The following is a 16,195-nucleotide window of genomic DNA, read 5'->3' as shown; positions in this document are numbered from 1 at the left end:
CCCTCCCATGCCCTTGAGCACCCTGATCCAGCGTTCCAGCCAGCCCAGCCCCTCGCTCAGCGAAGCCCAGGCCCACGCCCTGCTGCGAGCGCACTACGACCTGGCAGGGCGCTTGCAACCGTTGGGCAGCCAGCAGGACTTGAACCTGCGGCTGGACAGCGACCAGGGGCGCTTCGTGCTCAAGGCCTGCCACGGCAGCTATGCCCAGGTGGAGCTCGAGGCGCAGCATGCGGCGCTGGCCTACCTGGGCGAACAGGGCCTGCCGGTGCCACAGGTACGCCGGGCGCGCGATGGCCAGGAGCTGCTGGCCGTGGAGATCGACGGCCAGCCGCTGCGGGTGCGCCTGCTCGACTACATCGATGGCCAGCCGCTGACCCGTCTTGCGCACATGCCGGCAAGGCTGGTTGGCGAGCTAGGCGCGCTGTGCGCCCGGGTCGACCAGGCCCTGGCCGGCTTCGAGCACCCAGGCCTCGAGCGCACCCTGCAATGGGACCCGCGCCACGCCCAGGCGCTGATCGAACACTTGCTGCCGGTGCTGGACGACGAGCGTCGCCAGCGCGTCGAGCGCGTCACTGGCTTGGCCGTCGAACGCCTGCAGCCGCTGGTGGCCGACCTGCCGACCCAGGCCGTGCATCTGGACATCACCGACGACAATGCCGTCTGGGCCCGTGACGAGGCGCGCCAATGGCAGCTGCAGGGCGTCATCGACTTCGGCGACCTGCTGCGCACCTGGCGTATCGCCGACCTGTCCGTCACCTGCGCGGCGCTGCTGCACCATGCCGAAGGCGACCCGCTGCGCATCCTACCGGCCGTTCGTGCCTACCACGCCGTCAACCCGCTGCAGGGTGCCGAACTGCGCGCTCTGTGGCCGTTGGTGCTGATGCGTGCCGCTGTGCTGGTGCTCAGTAGCGAACAGCAGTTGCGGGTCGACCCGGGCAATCAATACATCCGCGATAACATCGCCCATGAATGGGCCATCTTCGATACTGCCGCTGCCGTGCCGCTCGCCTTGATGGAAGCTGCGATTCTCCAGGCCACGGGCGGCGCGCTGGCGCCCCTGGGGCTGGCTGGATGCGCGCCGTTGATCCCAGCCCTGGTGGGGCAGGCGGTGACACGCGTCGATCTTGGGGTGCTCAGCCCGCACTGCGAGGCGGGCAACTGGGAGCAGCCGGGCTTCGACCAGCGGCTGCTGGCTGCCCAGGCAGGCCCGGCCTGTACCCTGCACGGCCAGTATCGGCTGTCGCAGACCCACATCGACCGCCCCGAGGAGCCGGCCACCTGCGCCTTGGGCGTGGAGCTCAGCGTACCGGCCGGCACCGCGCTGCAGGCCCCTGAGGCGGGCACCTGGGAGCGTACCGGGGACGGTCGCGGGCGACTACGCACCGCAGCCTGGAGCCTTTGGCTGAGCGGGCTGGAAGAGGCGCCGGCAGACGGCCAGGCGCTGGCCAAGGGGCAGTCCTTGGGACTGACCTGCGGCTTTCTCAATGTCCAGTTGTGCCGGGGCGACGAACAGCGCCCGCCATTCTTCGCCACGCCGTCCCACGCCGACGCCTGGCTGGCCCTGTGCCCGTCGCCGCGCCCCCTGCTCGGGTTCGATTGCGACGCCGAGCCGCTGGTCGATGCCCAGGCCTTGCTGGCGCGCCGCGATGCCAGCTTCGCCCGTTCGCAGAAGCACTACTACGCCCAGCCGCCGCATATCGAGCGTGGCTGGCGCAACTACCTGATCGACATGCAGGGCCGCTCCTACCTGGACATGCTCAACAACGTCGCCGTGCTGGGCCATGGCCACCCGCGCATGGCCGCCGAGTCGGCACGCCAGTGGTCGCTGGTCAATACCAACTCGCGCTTCCACTATGCGGCCATCGCCGAATTCTCCGAGCGCCTGCTCGAGTTGGCACCGGAGGGCTTCGACCGGGTGTTCTTGGTCAACAGCGGCACCGAGGCCAACGACCTGGCCATCCGCCTGGCCTGGGCCTACAGCGGTGGGCGCGATCTGCTCAGCGTGCTGGAGGCCTACCATGGCTGGTCGGTGGCCACCGACGCCATCTCCACCTCCATCGCCGACAACCCCCAGGCCCTGGAAACCCGCCCGGAATGGGTACACCCGGTAGAAGCGCCGAACACCTTCCGCGGACGCTTCCGTGGCCCGGACTGTGCAGCGGACTACCTGCGCGATGTCGATGCCAAGCTTGCCGACCTGGATGCTCGTGGCCGCCAGCTGGCCGGTTTCATCTGCGAGCCGGTGTATGGCAATGCCGGCGGCATTGCCTTGCCGGCAGGTTACCTGCGCGATGCGTACGCCAAGGTGCGCGCTCGCGGCGGCGTGTGCATCGCCGACGAGGTGCAGGTCGGCTATGGCCGCCTGGGCGAGTATTTCTGGGGCTTCGAAGAGCAAGGCGTGGTGCCGGACATCATCACCATGGCCAAGGGCATGGGCAACGGCCAGCCGCTGGGCGCGGTGATCACCCGGCGGGAAATTGCCGAGGCCCTGGAGGCCGAGGGCTACTTCTTCTCTTCGGCCGGCGGCAGCCCGGTCAGTTGCCGTATCGGCATGGCGGTGCTGGATGTGATGCAGGAGGAGGGCCTGTGGGAAAACACCCGGGAAGTAGGTCGCTATTTCAAGGCCCGCCTGCAGGCGCTCGTCGATAGACATCCGCTTGCCGGTGCCGCCCACGGTTCCGGTTTCTACCTGGGCCTGGAGCTGGTGCGCGATCGCCAGACTCTGGAGCCGGCCACCGAGGAAACCATGGCCCTGTGCAACCGCCTGCGCGACCTGGGCATCTTCATGCAGCCGACCGGTGATTACCTGAACATCCTCAAGATCAAGCCACCCATGTGCACCACGCGCGCCAGCGTGGATTACTTCGTCGATTGCGTGGATCGGATTCTCGGCGAAGGCCTCTAACACCTGCATTGATAGCCACCTGAGCCGATTGTTATCGGTTTTGGTGGCTTTTTTATGGCGAAATATTTTGTTCAGCTGCTTCTAAGTTCGATTTTTATCGAGTATATAATGAGGCACCGAACAGGGCAGCTGGGCAGCCTATCGCGGCACAAGCCCGCTCCAGGGGGCTGCGTTTTCCCGACGCCCCGATTGATCAACGACCTGGCGCAGTCGGCGCCGGGCTTTTGCAGAGGTTACCGATGAAGACTCTCAATTCGACCCCGCGTGCCGACGGTTTCCACATGCCCGCCGAATGGGCACCACAAACTCAGGTATGGATGGTCTGGCCGGAACGCCCGGACAACTGGCGCCTGGGCGGCAAGCCGGCGCAGGCCGCCCACGTGACCCTGGCCAAGGCCATCGCCCGCTTCGAGCCCGTGACCGTCGCGGTTTCCGCTGGCCAGTACGAGAATGCCCGCCGCCAGCTGGACGTGCCGAACATCCGTGTGGTGGAAATCAGCAACGACGACGCCTGGGTGCGTGACACCGGCCCGACCTTCGTCATCAACGACCACGGTGACGTGCGTGGCGTGGACTGGGGCTTCAATGCCTGGGGCGGTTTCGATGGCGGCCTGTACGCACCCTGGAACCGCGACGAGGAGCTGGCCGCCAAGGTCCTGGAAATGGAGCGCTGCCAGCGCTACCACACCGAAGGCTTCGTGCTCGAAGGCGGCTCGATCCATGTCGATGGCGAAGGCACCCTGATCACCACCGAAGAGTGCCTGCTCAACCGCAACCGCAACCCGCACCTCTCCCGCGAACAGATCGAAGAGGTCCTGCGCGAGCATCTGGCGGTGGATACCATCATCTGGTTGCCGGATGGCCTGTACAACGACGAGACCGATGGCCACGTCGACAACTTCTGCTGCTATGTCAGCCCAGGCGAAGTGCTGCTGGCCTGGACCGATGACGTCAACGACCCGAACTACGCCCGTTGCCAGGCTGCCTATGACGTGCTGAAGAACAGCCGCGACGCCAAGGGCCGCGAATTCGTCGTGCACAAGATGCCGATCCCGGGCCCGCTGTATGCCACCGAAGAAGAATGTGCCGGTGTCGACCAGGTGGCTGGCAGCCAGGAGCGTGATCCATCGGTGCGCCTGGCCGGTTCCTACGTCAACTTCCTGATCGTCAATGGCGGCATCATCGCGCCGAGCTTCGACGACCCGGCGGACGCCCAGGCACGCACGATCCTGGCCAAGCTGTTCCCGGACCACGAAGTGGTGATGATCCCGGGGCGCGAATTGCTCCTGGGTGGCGGCAACATTCACTGCCTGACCCAGCAGCAGCCGGCGCCGGTCAAGCGCTGAATTCAGCGGTTGTGATCATTGGGGCTGCTGTGCAGCCCTTCGCGGCACAAGGCCGCTCCTACAGAGATCCTGCGTGCCTCTGCGTCTTTTCTCTTTATGTAGGAGCGGCCTTGTGCCGCGATGGGCGCCTCGCGGCCCCTTTGGATTCTAGGTTATAAGTAAATATCTTCTTATTCCTTTACTGATATAAACGCCTCCCTATACTTGAGCCCAAGCACGCAAACTTCTGGAGGCGTTCCCCATGCGCAATGAGTCTATTCGTTACCTGATTGTGCCGGGCTGGCAAGGATCGCCAGACAACCATTGGCAAAGTCACTGGCAGCGCAGCCTGCCCAACAGTGCCCGGGTCGAGCAGCACGACTGGCTCACCCCGCAGCGGCATGACTGGGTGCACGCGCTGGAGCAGGCGATCGCCGCCGAACGCTCGCCGGTGATCCTGATCGCCCACAGCCTGGGCTGCATCACTGTCGCCCACTGGGCCGCGCAGGCAAGCCCAGCCCTGCTGCGCCAGGTGCACGGGGCGCTGCTGGTGGCGCCGGCGGACGTGGAGCGGCCGACCTGCGCGCCAGCGCTGCGCAATTTCGCGCCGATCCCGCTGCAGGCCCTGCCGTTCCCCAGCCAGGTGGTCAGCTCCGACAACGACCCGGCGGTGAGCGTGCCGCGTGCGCTGCACCTGGCACGGGCATGGGGCGCCGAGGCGGGGCTGCTGGCCAACGCCGGGCACATCAACGTCAAGTCCGGCCACGAGCGGTGGGAACAAGGCTTCGCGTACCTCTACCGGCTGCAGGGTCGGATCGAACAGCGGGCCTTGCGCCGCGCCTGATCCATCACCGCGCCCCTGAATACCTTGACGCCCGGCCGGCAACGGCCTCGGGCGGGAGCTCGTCATGACTGTGCATAACGCTTTCGGCCAGCCGCTGCTGACCTTTCCCGAGCTGGACAAGAGCCCGCTGAGCATCCGTGCCAAGGCCCTGGTGTTCATCGACCCGCGCTCGCAACAGCTGCGCGACGCCCTGGAACGCCTGGCGCCGCAACCGGTGCCGGTGTTGATCCGCGGCGAGACCGGCACCGGCAAGGAATTGTTGGCCCGCCAGGTGCATCGGGCCAGCGACCGTGGCGGGCTGTTTGTCTCGGTGAGTTGCGCGGCGATCAGCCCGACCTATGCCGATGCCGAGCTGTTCGGCTACAGCGCCGGTGCCCAGGGCGGGACAGCCGGCGGCCGGGCCGGCTGGTTCGGTTCGGCCAACGGCGGCACCTTGTACCTGGACGAGATCGCCGACCTGCCGCTGGCGATCCAGGGCAAGCTGCTGGCGGCGCTGGAGAACCGCGAGGTCACCCGTGTCGGTGCCCAGCGGCCGCAACCGGTGGACGTGCGCCTGGTCGCCGCCTCCAGCATCGACCTGGACCAGGCCGTCTGCGCCGGGCATTTCGACGAACGCCTCTACCATTACCTACGCGAAGGCCAGCTGGAGCTGCCGGCGCTGCGCGAGCGGGTCGGGGACATCCTGCCGTTGGCCGAGTATTTCGTAGGCATCTACAGCGTGCGCCTGGGGCGCTCGGTGCCGCTGATCAGCGAGGCCGCACAGCAAGCCCTGGAAGCTCACGCATGGCCGGGCAATACCCGGGAGCTCGAGAACGTCATCCATTTTGCCCTGCTGGTGAGCGAGGGCGAGCAGATCCTGCCAGAGCATCTGGACTTGCCGGACACCACGCCCTTGGCCAGCCTGGCCCGGCAGCTCGAGCAACTGGCCCACAGCCGCGATCCGCAGACCCAGCATGCCTTGCGCCGGTTGCTGGAGGACGCGCTGGCGGGCCTGAGCGCCTCCACACGCTAGAGCGGGCGCTCCGCTCATGCTCGAAGCCCATAATGGCATTGGTTTTGGAATAAGCAGCTAAGCAAAAGATATTGTTAAGGAATAAAGATTCCCGGTATCGTCCGTTTCACGCCCCTGCCGAAGGGGCACCGACTTCGCCACTTCGATGGCATCAGCTTGATAACAAGGATCACCATGAAAAAGACCCTGCTGACCGCAGCCCTGGCCGCAGCCCTGTCGCTGACCGGCTTCGCCAACGCCGCTGAAAAACTGGTGGTAGCTGCCACTCCGGTGCCCCACGCCGAAATCCTCGAGTTGATCAAACCGACCCTGGCCAAGGAAGGCGTGGACTTGCAGATCAAGGTCTTCACCGACTACGTGCAGCCCAACGTCCAGGTCGACCAGAAGCGCCTGGACGCCAACTACTTCCAGACCCTGCCGTACCTGAAGAACTTCAACGAAGGCAAAGGCACGCACCTTGAAACCGTCGTTGGCGTGCATGTCGAACCGTTCGCTGGCTATTCGAAGAAGGTCAAGAGCCTGGCTGACCTGGAAGAGGGCGCCACCGTCGCGATCCCCAACGAAGGCAGCAACAGCGGCCGTGCTCTGCTGCTCTTGCAAAAGGCTGGCCTGATCACCCTGAAAGACCCCAAGAACGCCCTGGCCACTCCGAAGGACATTGCCGAGAACCCGAAGCAGCTCAAGTTCCGCGAGCTGGAGTCGGCCATGCTGCCGCGTGTGCTGGACCAGGTTGACCTGGACATGATCAACACCAACTACGCCCTGGAAGCTGGCTTGAACCCGGCCAAGGACGCCCTGGTGATCGAGGGCAGCGACTCGCCCTACGTGAACTTCCTGGTCGCCCGCCCAGACAACAAGGACAGCGAGGCCATCCAGAAACTGGCCAAGGCGCTGACCAGCCCAGAGGTAAAGGCATTCATCGCCAAGAAATACAGCGGTGCGGTATTGCCGGCGTTCTGATTCAAGCGCCTGGAAACGACAACGCCGACGCATCTTGCGTCGGCGTTGTCGTTTCTACGGGGACCAATCAGCGCGAGTTGGCCAGCGCCCGGCGCAAGGCCAGGAGCCACTGAAGCTGTTCGTTGGAAACCGGCGGGCAAGAGCTGTTCATTGTTGTCGTTCCAGGTGAGGGCCGTACGGGTCAGAGCTCTTGGAAAAGGTTTTTGCAGGAAAGATCCCTCGCCAGGCATTAATTTCCGGGTAATCCGACGAACGTGATGCTCAGGACCATGCTGCGGCCCAATCGCGATCTTACAGGGGGCTCGACCGATGAGGCGGTACCTCAGGCATTGCGGGGCAGCCAGTTCAACAGGAAGTCGGTTATGACCTCTGGGTTTTCCAGGCATGAGATGTGGCCTGCAAACGGAACCTGTGCCGCCAGGCAGCCGATCAACCGGGCCATTTCGTTGGACTCCTCCGGCGGCCGCGGAATATCTTGATCGCCGCACAACACGATGGTGCGTTCGGCTGGCAAGCCTTCAAGACGCTGAAGCAGGTCCGGCCGGCCGAAAATCACCCGGCCCAACGGGTCCAGGCTCTTGCGGATGGTGTCTGCGCTGCAGGCCTTGAGTGCAGCACGAAATGCCTCGCGAATGTCTGGCACGGTCTGGCCGCCGGCATGGAAGAAGATCGGCACGATGGTATCGAGCAGGTCATCGGTGAACTGGCCTGCGGCGCTGGCGGCATCCAGCAGCGCGAAGTACTTCAGGCGCGTGGCTTCGGGTTCGGCGCCGAGGTAGGTGTCCATCAGCACGAGGCGGTCGACGCGGTCGGGGTGTTCGAGCGCCAGTTCCGCACCCCACATGCCGCCGACCGACAAGCCGACCAGGTGGCACTTGGGGATATCCAGGGCATTGAGCAGCCCCAGGTGCTGGCGCGCCAGGACGCTCATGTCACCCGTGAGGGCCGGTGGTGCATCGGAGTCGCCATGGCCCCAGAGCTCTGGGACAAGGACACGAAAGTGTTTCGACAGCGCGTCAATCTGTGGCTCCCACATGGCCGCTGACCAGAGGTAGCTGTGGCCCAACAGCACAGGGAAACCCTGGCCCTGGTCGACGTAGCTCATACGCGCGCCGTCGATTTCCACGAAATGCTTTTGCATCGGGTGCTCCTTTTGAAGTCAAGTCGCAAAAGTGGAACGGTAGCGGTGCCAAAGGCGTTTCACTACTGGCAGGCTCCCCAGTTGTGGTCAGATATTTCCTAGGGTAGTGCCCCTGTGCGAGGTGCAGGCACCAGGTGCAAGGTGCTCCGGGCGGGTATCACACCCATACGCGTCTTGTGGTAGCGCCCCTGTGCATAATCGTCCGCCTGGTCGTCATAGTGAGAGTCGAAGACCACCCCGCTTTGGCCCACCGGATTGATGGTCAGCGCCGTAGCCGCGTCGGCGAAATCGACCAGGCGTCGAGTGGAAGGGCCATAGTTGACCGCCCAGGGGGCCGGCCCGATCTTCGCGGACAGGTTGTTCGGCACCTCGTGGCTGCCGGGCGCGGCGAACGGGCCGACGTTCACCAGCAGGTTCAGTGGCTTCTTCACCCCCAGCGGGTGGTTGTGGGTAAGGGTATGGGCCTTGCCCCACTGCCAGCTGGCCGGGTCCTTGCCCATGACGTCGCGCAGATGCGCGAGACTGCGCTGCCAGGCCAGGCGGACGATGGCGGTACGGTCGGTGTGCGCGTTGCCGCCTCGCACGTTCCACCAAGGCGCATCCGGGTCGGCAGCCAGCCGCGGCAGGGCGGCATCGATGGCGCGGGTACTGATCAATACCGGGAACCAGGTATCGCCCAGTTCGTCATGCAGCGCAGCGTAGGCCAGTTCGTAGAGGAACTGGTTGAACAGCGTCGCGCTGGTGGAGTCCACCGGATAGTCACCACGCCAGGCCGCCAGTTGCTCCACCAGTTCTCGTTCTTCATCGCTGTCGGCAATGGTGCGCAGGGTGCCCAGCAGGGGGGCCAGGGTACGAGGGCCGTAATCGGTGGTCGTGTCCAACTGCAAGGCCTGGCTGTTGTCGGTGTCCCACTTCACGTTTGGGTTGGCCAGGTGCCGGTCGAGCTGACGGCCACGGTCGGGCAGGTTGTAGTAGCCCGGTATGGGCACGACGGCGGGGGGCTGGTAGTTGGCCGAGACGATATAGCCGCGGGTCGGGTTCTCCTGTTGCGGGTTGACGCTGAACGGGTAGAAACCGGGTTTGTCGGCCTGGTGGCTGGCACCGTCGAGAATGAAGGCGGGGTTGACCCCGTCCGGGCGGATCGGCAGTTGGGCCGCAGCCCACCAGCCGATGTCGCCACGGGCGTTGGCCCATACCAGGTTCAGGCCAGGTGCCTGGATATAGGCGGCGGCCGTGCGCATCTTCTCCAAGGTGTCGGCACGGTTGATCCGGTAGAAACCCTCCAGGAGCGGGTTTTCGGTCTCCAGGAAGGCCCACCACATGGCAATGGGCGTAGCCCCGGCGGTATCGCCGAGTACCGGGTTGACGATCGGACCGTGGGGCGAGCGCCGCAGGGTGATGGTGACCGGCTCCTGCCCTTTGACCGCGATGGCCTGCTCGCTGGTTTCCAGCGTGTGCCATTGCCCGTCGACGCGTACCTGATCGGCGTTTTGTGGGTTGACCTGTTCGGCGATCAGATCGACATCGTCGTTCTGGAACATGGTCAGGCTCCAGCCGAAGTCGCGATTGTGGCCCAGTAACGCGAAGGGGTTGAGGGCCTGGAAATAGCCATAGAGGCTCAAGCCGGGAGCCGAAAGCTCGGCCTCGTACCACACCGCAGGCACGGCAAAGCCGATGTGCGGGTCGCCCGCCAGCAGCGGGAGGCCGCTGCGGGTGCGGCTACCTGCCACGACCCAGGCGTTGCTGCCTTCGAACTGGGGTATCGCGGCCTCGCCCAGGGCTTGGTGACTCACGCGCGCCAAGTGCTCCAGGCTGCGCCAGTCAGCGGCTGCCAGGGGCCTGGCCAGGGCGCCTTCGGGCTGCCAGCGCAGGTCGAAGATCCTCAGGTAGTCGGTACCGAGCTGGTCGCGTACATAGGTGAGCGCCGGCTCGGTGCGAAACGCGGCGGCGAAGCTGTAGGCGAGGTAGCCGGCGATGCTGAGGGTGTCCTCGGCGGTGAAGGGGCGCGGCGTGATGCCCAGCAGGTCGAACTCCATGGGCCTTGGGTGGCTGGCCTGCCATTGGTTGACGCCGTCCAGGTAGGCTTGCAGAGCCTGCCAGGCGGGTGATTGCCGGTCCTGGCGCTGCGCCATGCGCGCGGCCTGCTCGCGAATGCGCAGGCTGCGGAACAGGGTATCGGTGGGCAGCAGTTTGGCGCCCAGCACCTCGGCCAGCTCGCCCCGGGCCAGGCGGCGCAGGATCTCCATCTGGAACAAGCGGTCCTGGGCGTGCACGTAGCCCAGGGCGCGGTACAGGTCTGGTTCGTTGCCAGCCAGCAGGTGAGGCACGCCGCGGGCGTCGTAGCGCACGCTGACCGGCGCCTGCAGGCCAGCGATGGCGACCTCGCCCTCGCGCTGCGGTTGCTTGCTCTGCACGTACCAGAAACTGGCACCCACGGCGGCGGCGACCACCACCGCCAGTAGGGTCAGGCTGCGCTTCATCGAGACTCCTTGTGCACTCGAGCGAAAAATGTGGTCCGATCATCGACGGATTCGCGAACTCAGCATAGCCCCCTGGAAGGAGTCTCCATGTCCCTGAGCGAAAAACAGAAAATGCTGGCCGGCCAGCTCTACCACGCTGGGTGCCCTGAGCTGCAGGCCGAGCAGATCGCCAACAAGCACTGGATGCACCGCTACAACAACAGCGCCGACCTGCTCAACGATGCCCGCCACGGGCTGTTGGTCGCGCACTTCGCCCATGCGGGCAGCGGTGCGGTGATCCGCCCGCCGTTCTACTGCGACTATGGCTACAACATCAGTGTCGGCGCCAATACCTTCATCAACTTCAACTGCGTGATCCTCGACGTGCTGCCCGTGCGCATCGGCGAAGACTGCCAGATCGGCCCGGCGGTGCAGATCTATACCGCCGACCACCCGCTCGACCCCGAGGTGCGCCGCACGGGGCTCGAAAGCGGGCGGCAGGTGACCATCGGCGACAACGTGTGGATCGGTGGCGGGGCGATCATCCTGCCGGGGGTGACCATCGGCGACAATGCGGTGATCGGCGCCGGCAGCGTGGTGACCCGTGACGTGCCGGCGGGCGCGATCGCGGTGGGCAACCCGGCGCGGGTGCGTCAGCCGGCCCAGGGGCAATAGCAGCCCTGGGCCAGGGTGTTGGACGCATTGACCGAACGGCCCTCGAGCAGTGCCTTGAGGATCGGCTCGACGAAGCTGTTGCTGGCATTGCACACCGCGCCTTCGCTGTAGGGGCCGAAGTAGGCCAGGCGGCCTTCCCGGTCCCAGATCGCCACGGCGGGCGAGGCGGGGATCCGCTCGCTGCCGGGCAACAGGGCCAGGGGCTTGAGGCCGGTGAGGTTGGCCGGCAACTGACCGTGGCTGCCGGCTTTCTGCACGACATGGAAGCTCACGCCCTGGGGTGCGAAGTGTTCGACCAGTTCACCCAGGTGTTGCTGGTTGCCGACATTACAGGGGCAGGCAGGGTCCCAGAAATGCACGACCCGGATCGGCCCTGGGCCGGCGAGCTCTGGTGGCAGCTGCAGTTGGCCGCCTTCGAACAGTGTGGCCTGGTTGTCGAAGGGGCGCAGGTAGCGGGCCTGGAAACTCGCGTAGGCCCACCAGAGGGCGGCGGCGCAGAGCAACAGCGCGAGGGTGGTCAGCAGGGTTTTCCGGATAGGCATGGTGTGTTCGCATGGCTGTGGGGCGCCGCAGGCCCGTAGAAAGCGGTCTAGCTTGCCACGATGCGACCCAGGGCTGAATATCACAGGTCAATACTCGCTTTGCCGTGGATGTACCGATGCCTGCCTCTTTTCACCCTGACCTGCTGCGCGCCAGCCTCTGGCCCTTGGCCGACCGCCAACCGTTGTCGCCCCAGGCGCGGGAGTACCAGCATTATTACGGTCTGGACCTTCCCGCACGGCAAAGCTGGCTGGGCGTGTTCCAGGCGGCGGGGTTCGAGCTGGTGGGGCAGGTGTGGTTGCCGCAGCAACCGGTGGCGACCCTGTTTCTGCTGCATGGCTACTACGACCACATGGGCCTGTACTGCCATGTGGTCGAATGGGCCTTGCAACAGGGCTTCGCGGTGATCAGCTGCGACCTTCCCGGGCATGGGCTGTCCAGCGGTGAGCGGGCCAGCATCGCCGACTTCGGCATCTATCAGCAGATGCTCGATGCCTTGTTCGAGCAGGCGCGTAAGCTCGACCTGCCGCGCCCCTGGCACCTGTGCGGGCAAAGCACCGGCGGGGCGATCGTGGTCGATCACCTGCTGCACCGGGGCGAGCAAAGCCCGGCCGATGGCCAGGTGATCCTGCTGGCGCCCCTGGTGCGACCCCGGGCCTGGCATTGGTCCAAGTTCAGCTATTGCGTGCTGCGCCACTTCGTCAACGGCATCGAACGGCGCTTCAGCGAGAACAGCAACGACCCGGCCTTCCTGCCGTTCCTCGAGGCCGACCCACTGCAGCCACGCCAGCTACCCACCGCCTGGGTCGGTGCCCTGGTGGCCTGGGTCAAGCGCATCGAGGCCGCGCCGCACAGCCTGCGGCGGCCGTTGATTGTACAAGGGGAAGCGGACGGCACGGTGGACTGGCCCTACAACCTCAAGGTGCTCAAGGCCAAGTTCGCCGACCCGCAGATCCTGCTGCTGCCCGAGGCCAGGCATCACCTGGCTAACGAACTGCCGGGAATCCGCCAGCGCTACTTCGCCTTCCTCGACCAGCGTCTGGGTTGACTCAGTTCAGGTCGGCAGCGTTCTGGCCGACGGCCAGGCCCGCGCGCACGGCGGCGATGGCAGCCTTGTAGTAGGCCTGGCCGTCGGCCGATTCGGCGAAGGTGGCGAACTCTTCCAGTTCGGTGTCGGAGAGGTCGCGATAGACATACAGCAGGGTATTGTTGAGGTCTTCGCCGATCTGCTGCATCAGGCGTTGCCGCTGGCCATCGAGCAGGCCTTGGGCCTGGCCTGCGCCGAACAAGCCGGGCAGCATCGAGCTCAGGCTGTCGGCCGCCACGCCGGCAATCGCCAGGCTGACCTCGGCACCGGCCTCCCGAGCCGGCAGGGCCTGGGCCAGGTGGCCGATGATCAACAGGCGGTTGTCACTTGCCTGGATCTTCGGCAGGCCCTTGGCATGCTTGGCCAGTTGGTCCTTGCGTGTGGCCAGCAGTTCGGCGGCCACCACCTTGCGCCCCAGGGGCGACTGGAAAAAGGCCAGTGCGGGCGACGGGTTCGGCAGGTTGGCGCGCAATTGCGCCTGGGCCCGGCGGTCGATGGCCTGGGCCTGGAAGCGTTGGTTGCTGTTGTTGACCAGCGCCTGGTAGACAGCCGGAGGCAGGCTGTTCTTGTAACGCTGCTGGGCGGCGCTCACCGCGTCGGTGAAGTGGGCGCGCTGGTCGGGCCAGCCGGCGGCCTTGTACAACTGGTCGAGGCTGTCTGCCCAGACAGGCATGGTGCAGCACATCATCAGCAGCAGGGAAAACAAACGGCGCATTCAGGACTCCTGTCGGCAGGCCGCTATTGTCCGTGGCGCGGCGGGGCTTTGTCGAGACGCCGATGACGGTTGGCGGCCAAGTGGCGCTGTCGGTTTTCATGGCGAGTGGATACTATGCGTCATCATCTCTCTCTTGAGTATCCGATGCTTTCCAACATTGTCGATGAGCTGGCCAACCACGGTTGGAGCCGGCAACCCTTGTTTGTGCCTGCTGCACTGACTCGCGTCTTGGCGGCCGAGTGTCGACAACGTTCTGCCGAGGGCGAGCTGAGCCCTGCCAGTGTGGGCCGCGGCATCGGGCAGGAGGTGCGCGAAACGATCCGTGGCGACCATATCCAATGGATCGAGCCGGGCCAGTCCGAGGCCTGCGACCGCTACCTGGACATCATGGAAGGCCTGCGCCAGGCATTGAACCAGGGCCTTTACCTGGGGCTCGAAGATTTTGAATGCCACTTCGCGTTGTACCCCCAGGGCGCGTTCTACCGTCGCCATCTCGATCGCTTTCGCGACGACGACCGGCGCGCGGTGTCGGTGGTGCTCTATCTGAACGAAAATTGGCAACCCGAGGATGGAGGGCAATTGCGCATGTTTCTCGCCGATGGGGTGGAGCACGACGTGCAACCGGAAGCGGGCACTCTGGTGGTGTTCCTGTCGGGCGACATCCCCCACGAAGTATTGCCGGCTGGGCGCGAGCGCCTGTCCTTGACCGGCTGGTTCCGTCGCCGTGGCAATGACCTGTTCTGAGTCGGCCAAGGTCCTGGTCAGCGCCTGCCTGCTGGGGCAGTCGGTGCGCTACGACGGGCGCGACAGTGGCCACCCCGACTTGCTGCAGCGCTGGCAGGCCGAAGGGCGCGTGGTAGCGCTTTGCCCGGAGATGGCCGGCGGCCTGCCGACACCGCGCCCGCCTGCGGAAATTCCGGGTGGGCAGGGCGGGGCCGTGCTGGATGGCCAGGCTCAGGTCGTGACGGTGGCTGGAAGCGATGTCAGCGCAGCGTTCTTGGCGGGTGCACGGCAGGCCCTGGCCTTGGTCCGCCAGTATGGCATCCGGGTGGCAGTGCTCAAGTCGGGCAGCCCGTCCTGTGGCAACCGGTTGACCTATGACGGGACGTTCAGCGGGGTGAAGGTCGCGGGTGAAGGCGTGACCACGGCACTGCTGCGGCGCGAAGGGGTGCAAGTGTTCAGCGAGCTGGAGTTGGACGCTGCGCAGCGGGCGTTGGCTGACTTGGAGAATTGAGGCGGCTGTACGGCCAATCGCCGGCAAGCCTGCTCCCACAGGTATGGCGGTGTTGCTAAGGACAGCGCAGTGCAGTGGGAGCTGGCTTGCCGGCGAAAGGGTCGGGCAGGGTTACTGGCCAGCGGCCGTCTCTCGTGCACCCTTGAGCCACTTTTGCTCCAGCGCCGCCAGCCGGCCGTCGTCCTTGAGCCGTTGCAGGGCGTTGTTCACTGCGGTTTCGAAGGCCGGGTTGTCTTTCTGGAATGGAATCACCCGGGCCTCACTGCCGTAAGGCTCGCTGACGGCCAGTTGCGAGGCCTGCTCGGGCTTGGGTTGGTCGAGCGCGATGTCGAACTTGCCGCTCTCCACACCCGGGATCGCTTCTTCTGCAGGGGCTTCGATGAACTCGGCGCGTACGTCCAACTCCTTGGCCAGTGCCTGGCCCAGCTCCACGTCGAAGCCGGTCAGGTGTTCGTTCTCCTTGAACGCGTAGGGCGGTGTATCCGCTTGCACGGCTATGCGCAGTTCGCCCCGGTCGTTGACCTCGTCTATCAGTTCGGCCTGGGCCAGTGGACTGATCGCAAGTGCCAGCAATATGCCAATGCTCAACCGCATGAATGCCCCCATTCTTGTTTGGCAGATGAATTCGATGCCGCAGCTTTGTGCCATGCCGCGGTCACGGTGCAGGCTATGACCTCCACTCGCTTCCAATGTTTAGCAGCAGTCCAAATATTTCTGGCCACCGCCGACGAGACCTTTGCACACAATTGAACTATGTTGTTCTAGCGCCGCCGTTCGCCTATGGACAGTGGTCAATGGAAGTGAAACACAGGAGAAGTGAATGAACAGCCTATTTTCGCGTGCTGCCGTTGCCGGCCTGCTGATGGGGGCGTCGGTTTTGGCCAGCGCCGCGGATGCCCTGAAGAGCCAGGAGCCGCCTCAGGGCGCCAAGGTCTTCATCGTTGCCCCTGCCGATGGCGCCACCGTCGACAAGACCTTCACGGTCAAGTTCGGCATCGAAGGCATGGGGCTCAAGCCTGCAGGCGACCAGACGCCGCATACGGGCCATCACCACTTGCTGGTGGATGTAGACAAGGCACCTCTGACCGACCAGCCGTTGCCCACCAGCCTGATGCCGGAAAACAACGCCCCGCTGCCGGCCGGCCCACAAGTGCTGCACTTCGGTAAGGCCCAGACCGAGGCCACCATCACCCTGACACCGGGCAAACACACCTTGCAGCTGGTGCTGGGCGACATGTACCACGTGCCGTTCAAGCCGAGCGTCGAGTCGCAGAAGATCACCGTGACCGTGAAGTAAC

General features: G+C 65.3%; 15 protein-coding genes. 10 read left to right on the top strand and 5 right to left on the bottom strand.

The window, feature by feature from the left end; genetic code table 11:
• Positions 1-7 precede the first annotated feature (7 nt).
• The 5 genes from AC1MHZ_RS02160 (at position 8) to AC1MHZ_RS02140 (ending at position 7,046) form a co-directional block, all read left to right on the top strand.
• Positions 8-2,905, top strand: coding sequence for an aminotransferase (locus tag AC1MHZ_RS02160; protein WP_482965978.1), 2,898 nt, complete (start codon positions 8-10; stop codon positions 2,903-2,905).
• 239 nt (positions 2,906-3,144) lie between these two features.
• The gene (aguA, locus tag AC1MHZ_RS02155) at positions 3,145-4,251 is read left to right on the top strand and encodes an agmatine deiminase (RefSeq protein ID WP_084853711.1); all 1,107 of its coding nucleotides are present in this window, start codon (positions 3,145-3,147) and stop codon (positions 4,249-4,251) included.
• Positions 4,252-4,492: 241 nt separating this feature from the next.
• Positions 4,493-5,074, top strand: a complete 582-nt coding sequence (locus AC1MHZ_RS02150; RefSeq protein ID WP_324814302.1) for an alpha/beta hydrolase — start codon at positions 4,493-4,495, stop codon at positions 5,072-5,074.
• Between the two features lie 64 nt (positions 5,075-5,138).
• Positions 5,139-6,086: a sigma 54-interacting transcriptional regulator gene (locus AC1MHZ_RS02145; protein ID WP_482965977.1), complete on the top strand. Its 948-nt coding sequence runs from the start codon at positions 5,139-5,141 to the stop codon at positions 6,084-6,086.
• A 174-nt stretch (positions 6,087-6,260) separates the two neighbouring features.
• Positions 6,261-7,046 (top strand): MetQ/NlpA family ABC transporter substrate-binding protein, encoded by a 786-nt coding sequence (locus tag AC1MHZ_RS02140; protein ID WP_324814308.1) that lies wholly within the window; start codon positions 6,261-6,263, stop codon positions 7,044-7,046.
• A 322-nt stretch (positions 7,047-7,368) separates the two neighbouring features.
• Here AC1MHZ_RS02140 and AC1MHZ_RS02135 read toward each other — a convergent pair whose 3' ends face one another.
• Together AC1MHZ_RS02135 and AC1MHZ_RS02130 are read right to left on the bottom strand one after the other, a co-directional pair.
• Positions 7,369-8,187, bottom strand: coding sequence for an alpha/beta fold hydrolase (locus AC1MHZ_RS02135; protein WP_482965976.1), 819 nt, complete (start codon positions 8,185-8,187; stop codon positions 7,369-7,371).
• Positions 8,188-8,285: 98 nt separating this feature from the next.
• The gene (locus AC1MHZ_RS02130; protein WP_482965975.1) at positions 8,286-10,667 is read right to left on the bottom strand and encodes a penicillin acylase family protein; all 2,382 of its coding nucleotides are present in this window, start codon (positions 10,665-10,667) and stop codon (positions 8,286-8,288) included.
• Positions 10,668-10,754: 87 nt separating this feature from the next.
• On the opposite strand from AC1MHZ_RS02130, the gene AC1MHZ_RS02125 reads away from it, so the two are divergent.
• Positions 10,755-11,321 carry a sugar O-acetyltransferase gene (locus AC1MHZ_RS02125; RefSeq protein ID WP_482965974.1) on the top strand — a complete coding sequence of 189 codons (567 nt, stop codon included), beginning with the start codon at positions 10,755-10,757 and terminating at the stop codon, positions 11,319-11,321.
• Here the strand turns inward: AC1MHZ_RS02125 and AC1MHZ_RS02120 are convergent.
• Positions 11,300-11,863 carry a DUF6436 domain-containing protein gene (locus AC1MHZ_RS02120; protein WP_482965973.1) on the bottom strand — a complete coding sequence of 188 codons (564 nt, stop codon included), beginning with the start codon at positions 11,861-11,863 and terminating at the stop codon, positions 11,300-11,302. The genes AC1MHZ_RS02125 and AC1MHZ_RS02120 overlap by 22 nt on opposite strands.
• A 116-nt stretch (positions 11,864-11,979) precedes the next feature.
• Between AC1MHZ_RS02120 and bipL the strand changes: the two genes are divergently transcribed.
• Positions 11,980-12,909: a phospholipase BipL gene (gene bipL, locus AC1MHZ_RS02115; protein ID WP_084853725.1), complete on the top strand. Its 930-nt coding sequence runs from the start codon at positions 11,980-11,982 to the stop codon at positions 12,907-12,909.
• A gap of 1 nt (position 12,910) precedes the next feature.
• Here the strand turns inward: bipL and AC1MHZ_RS02110 are convergent, their stop codons facing one another.
• Positions 12,911-13,663, bottom strand: coding sequence for a DUF2059 domain-containing protein (locus AC1MHZ_RS02110; protein WP_084853727.1), 753 nt, complete (start codon positions 13,661-13,663; stop codon positions 12,911-12,913).
• Between the two features lie 114 nt (positions 13,664-13,777).
• On the opposite strand from AC1MHZ_RS02110, the gene AC1MHZ_RS02105 reads away from it, so the two are divergent.
• Both AC1MHZ_RS02105 and AC1MHZ_RS02100 read left to right on the top strand, forming a co-directional pair.
• On the top strand, positions 13,778-14,407 hold the full coding sequence (locus AC1MHZ_RS02105) for a 2OG-Fe(II) oxygenase (protein WP_084853729.1): 630 nt from the start codon (positions 13,778-13,780) through the stop codon (positions 14,405-14,407).
• A complete protein-coding gene (locus AC1MHZ_RS02100) occupies positions 14,394-14,897 on the top strand; it encodes a 2-thiouracil desulfurase family protein (RefSeq protein ID WP_084853731.1) in 504 nt (167 codons plus the stop codon). The genes AC1MHZ_RS02105 and AC1MHZ_RS02100 overlap by 14 nt, the downstream gene beginning before the upstream one ends.
• 111 nt (positions 14,898-15,008) lie before the next feature.
• Here AC1MHZ_RS02100 and AC1MHZ_RS02095 read toward each other — a convergent pair whose 3' ends face one another.
• A complete protein-coding gene (locus AC1MHZ_RS02095) occupies positions 15,009-15,491 on the bottom strand; it encodes a substrate-binding periplasmic protein (RefSeq protein WP_084853733.1) in 483 nt (160 codons plus the stop codon).
• Positions 15,492-15,717: 226 nt separating this feature from the next.
• Here AC1MHZ_RS02095 and AC1MHZ_RS02090 point away from each other — a divergent pair, with 226 nt between their 5' ends.
• On the top strand, positions 15,718-16,194 hold the full coding sequence (locus AC1MHZ_RS02090) for a DUF4399 domain-containing protein (RefSeq protein ID WP_084853734.1): 477 nt from the start codon (positions 15,718-15,720) through the stop codon (positions 16,192-16,194).
• Position 16,195: the final 1 nt, after the last annotated feature.

Source organism: Pseudomonas sp. FA-1 (genome assembly GCF_056856075.1).
This window is presented reverse-complemented; position numbering and strand designations above follow the sequence as displayed.

Bases quoted from the DNA above. Each gene is read 5' to 3' on its own strand.
- AC1MHZ_RS02160 (WP_482965978.1), top strand. From the start codon at position 8: ATGCCCTTGAGCACCCTGATCCAGCGTTCCAGCCAGCCCAGCCCCTCG.
- aguA (WP_084853711.1), top strand. From the start codon at position 3,145: ATGAAGACTCTCAATTCGACCCCGCGTGCCGACGGTTTCCACATGCCC.
- AC1MHZ_RS02150 (WP_324814302.1), top strand. From the start codon at position 4,493: ATGCGCAATGAGTCTATTCGTTACCTGATTGTGCCGGGCTGGCAAGGA.
- AC1MHZ_RS02145 (WP_482965977.1), top strand. From the start codon at position 5,139: ATGACTGTGCATAACGCTTTCGGCCAGCCGCTGCTGACCTTTCCCGAG.
- AC1MHZ_RS02140 (WP_324814308.1), top strand. From the start codon at position 6,261: ATGAAAAAGACCCTGCTGACCGCAGCCCTGGCCGCAGCCCTGTCGCTG.
- AC1MHZ_RS02135 (WP_482965976.1), bottom strand. From the start codon at position 8,187: ATGCAAAAGCATTTCGTGGAAATCGACGGCGCGCGTATGAGCTACGTC.
- AC1MHZ_RS02130 (WP_482965975.1), bottom strand. From the start codon at position 10,667: ATGAAGCGCAGCCTGACCCTACTGGCGGTGGTGGTCGCCGCCGCCGTG.
- AC1MHZ_RS02125 (WP_482965974.1), top strand. From the start codon at position 10,755: ATGTCCCTGAGCGAAAAACAGAAAATGCTGGCCGGCCAGCTCTACCAC.
- AC1MHZ_RS02120 (WP_482965973.1), bottom strand. From the start codon at position 11,863: ATGCCTATCCGGAAAACCCTGCTGACCACCCTCGCGCTGTTGCTCTGC.
- bipL (WP_084853725.1), top strand. From the start codon at position 11,980: ATGCCTGCCTCTTTTCACCCTGACCTGCTGCGCGCCAGCCTCTGGCCC.
- AC1MHZ_RS02110 (WP_084853727.1), bottom strand. From the start codon at position 13,663: ATGCGCCGTTTGTTTTCCCTGCTGCTGATGATGTGCTGCACCATGCCT.
- AC1MHZ_RS02105 (WP_084853729.1), top strand. From the start codon at position 13,778: ATGCGTCATCATCTCTCTCTTGAGTATCCGATGCTTTCCAACATTGTC.
- AC1MHZ_RS02100 (WP_084853731.1), top strand. From the start codon at position 14,394: ATGACCTGTTCTGAGTCGGCCAAGGTCCTGGTCAGCGCCTGCCTGCTG.
- AC1MHZ_RS02095 (WP_084853733.1), bottom strand. From the start codon at position 15,491: ATGCGGTTGAGCATTGGCATATTGCTGGCACTTGCGATCAGTCCACTG.
- AC1MHZ_RS02090 (WP_084853734.1), top strand. From the start codon at position 15,718: ATGAACAGCCTATTTTCGCGTGCTGCCGTTGCCGGCCTGCTGATGGGG.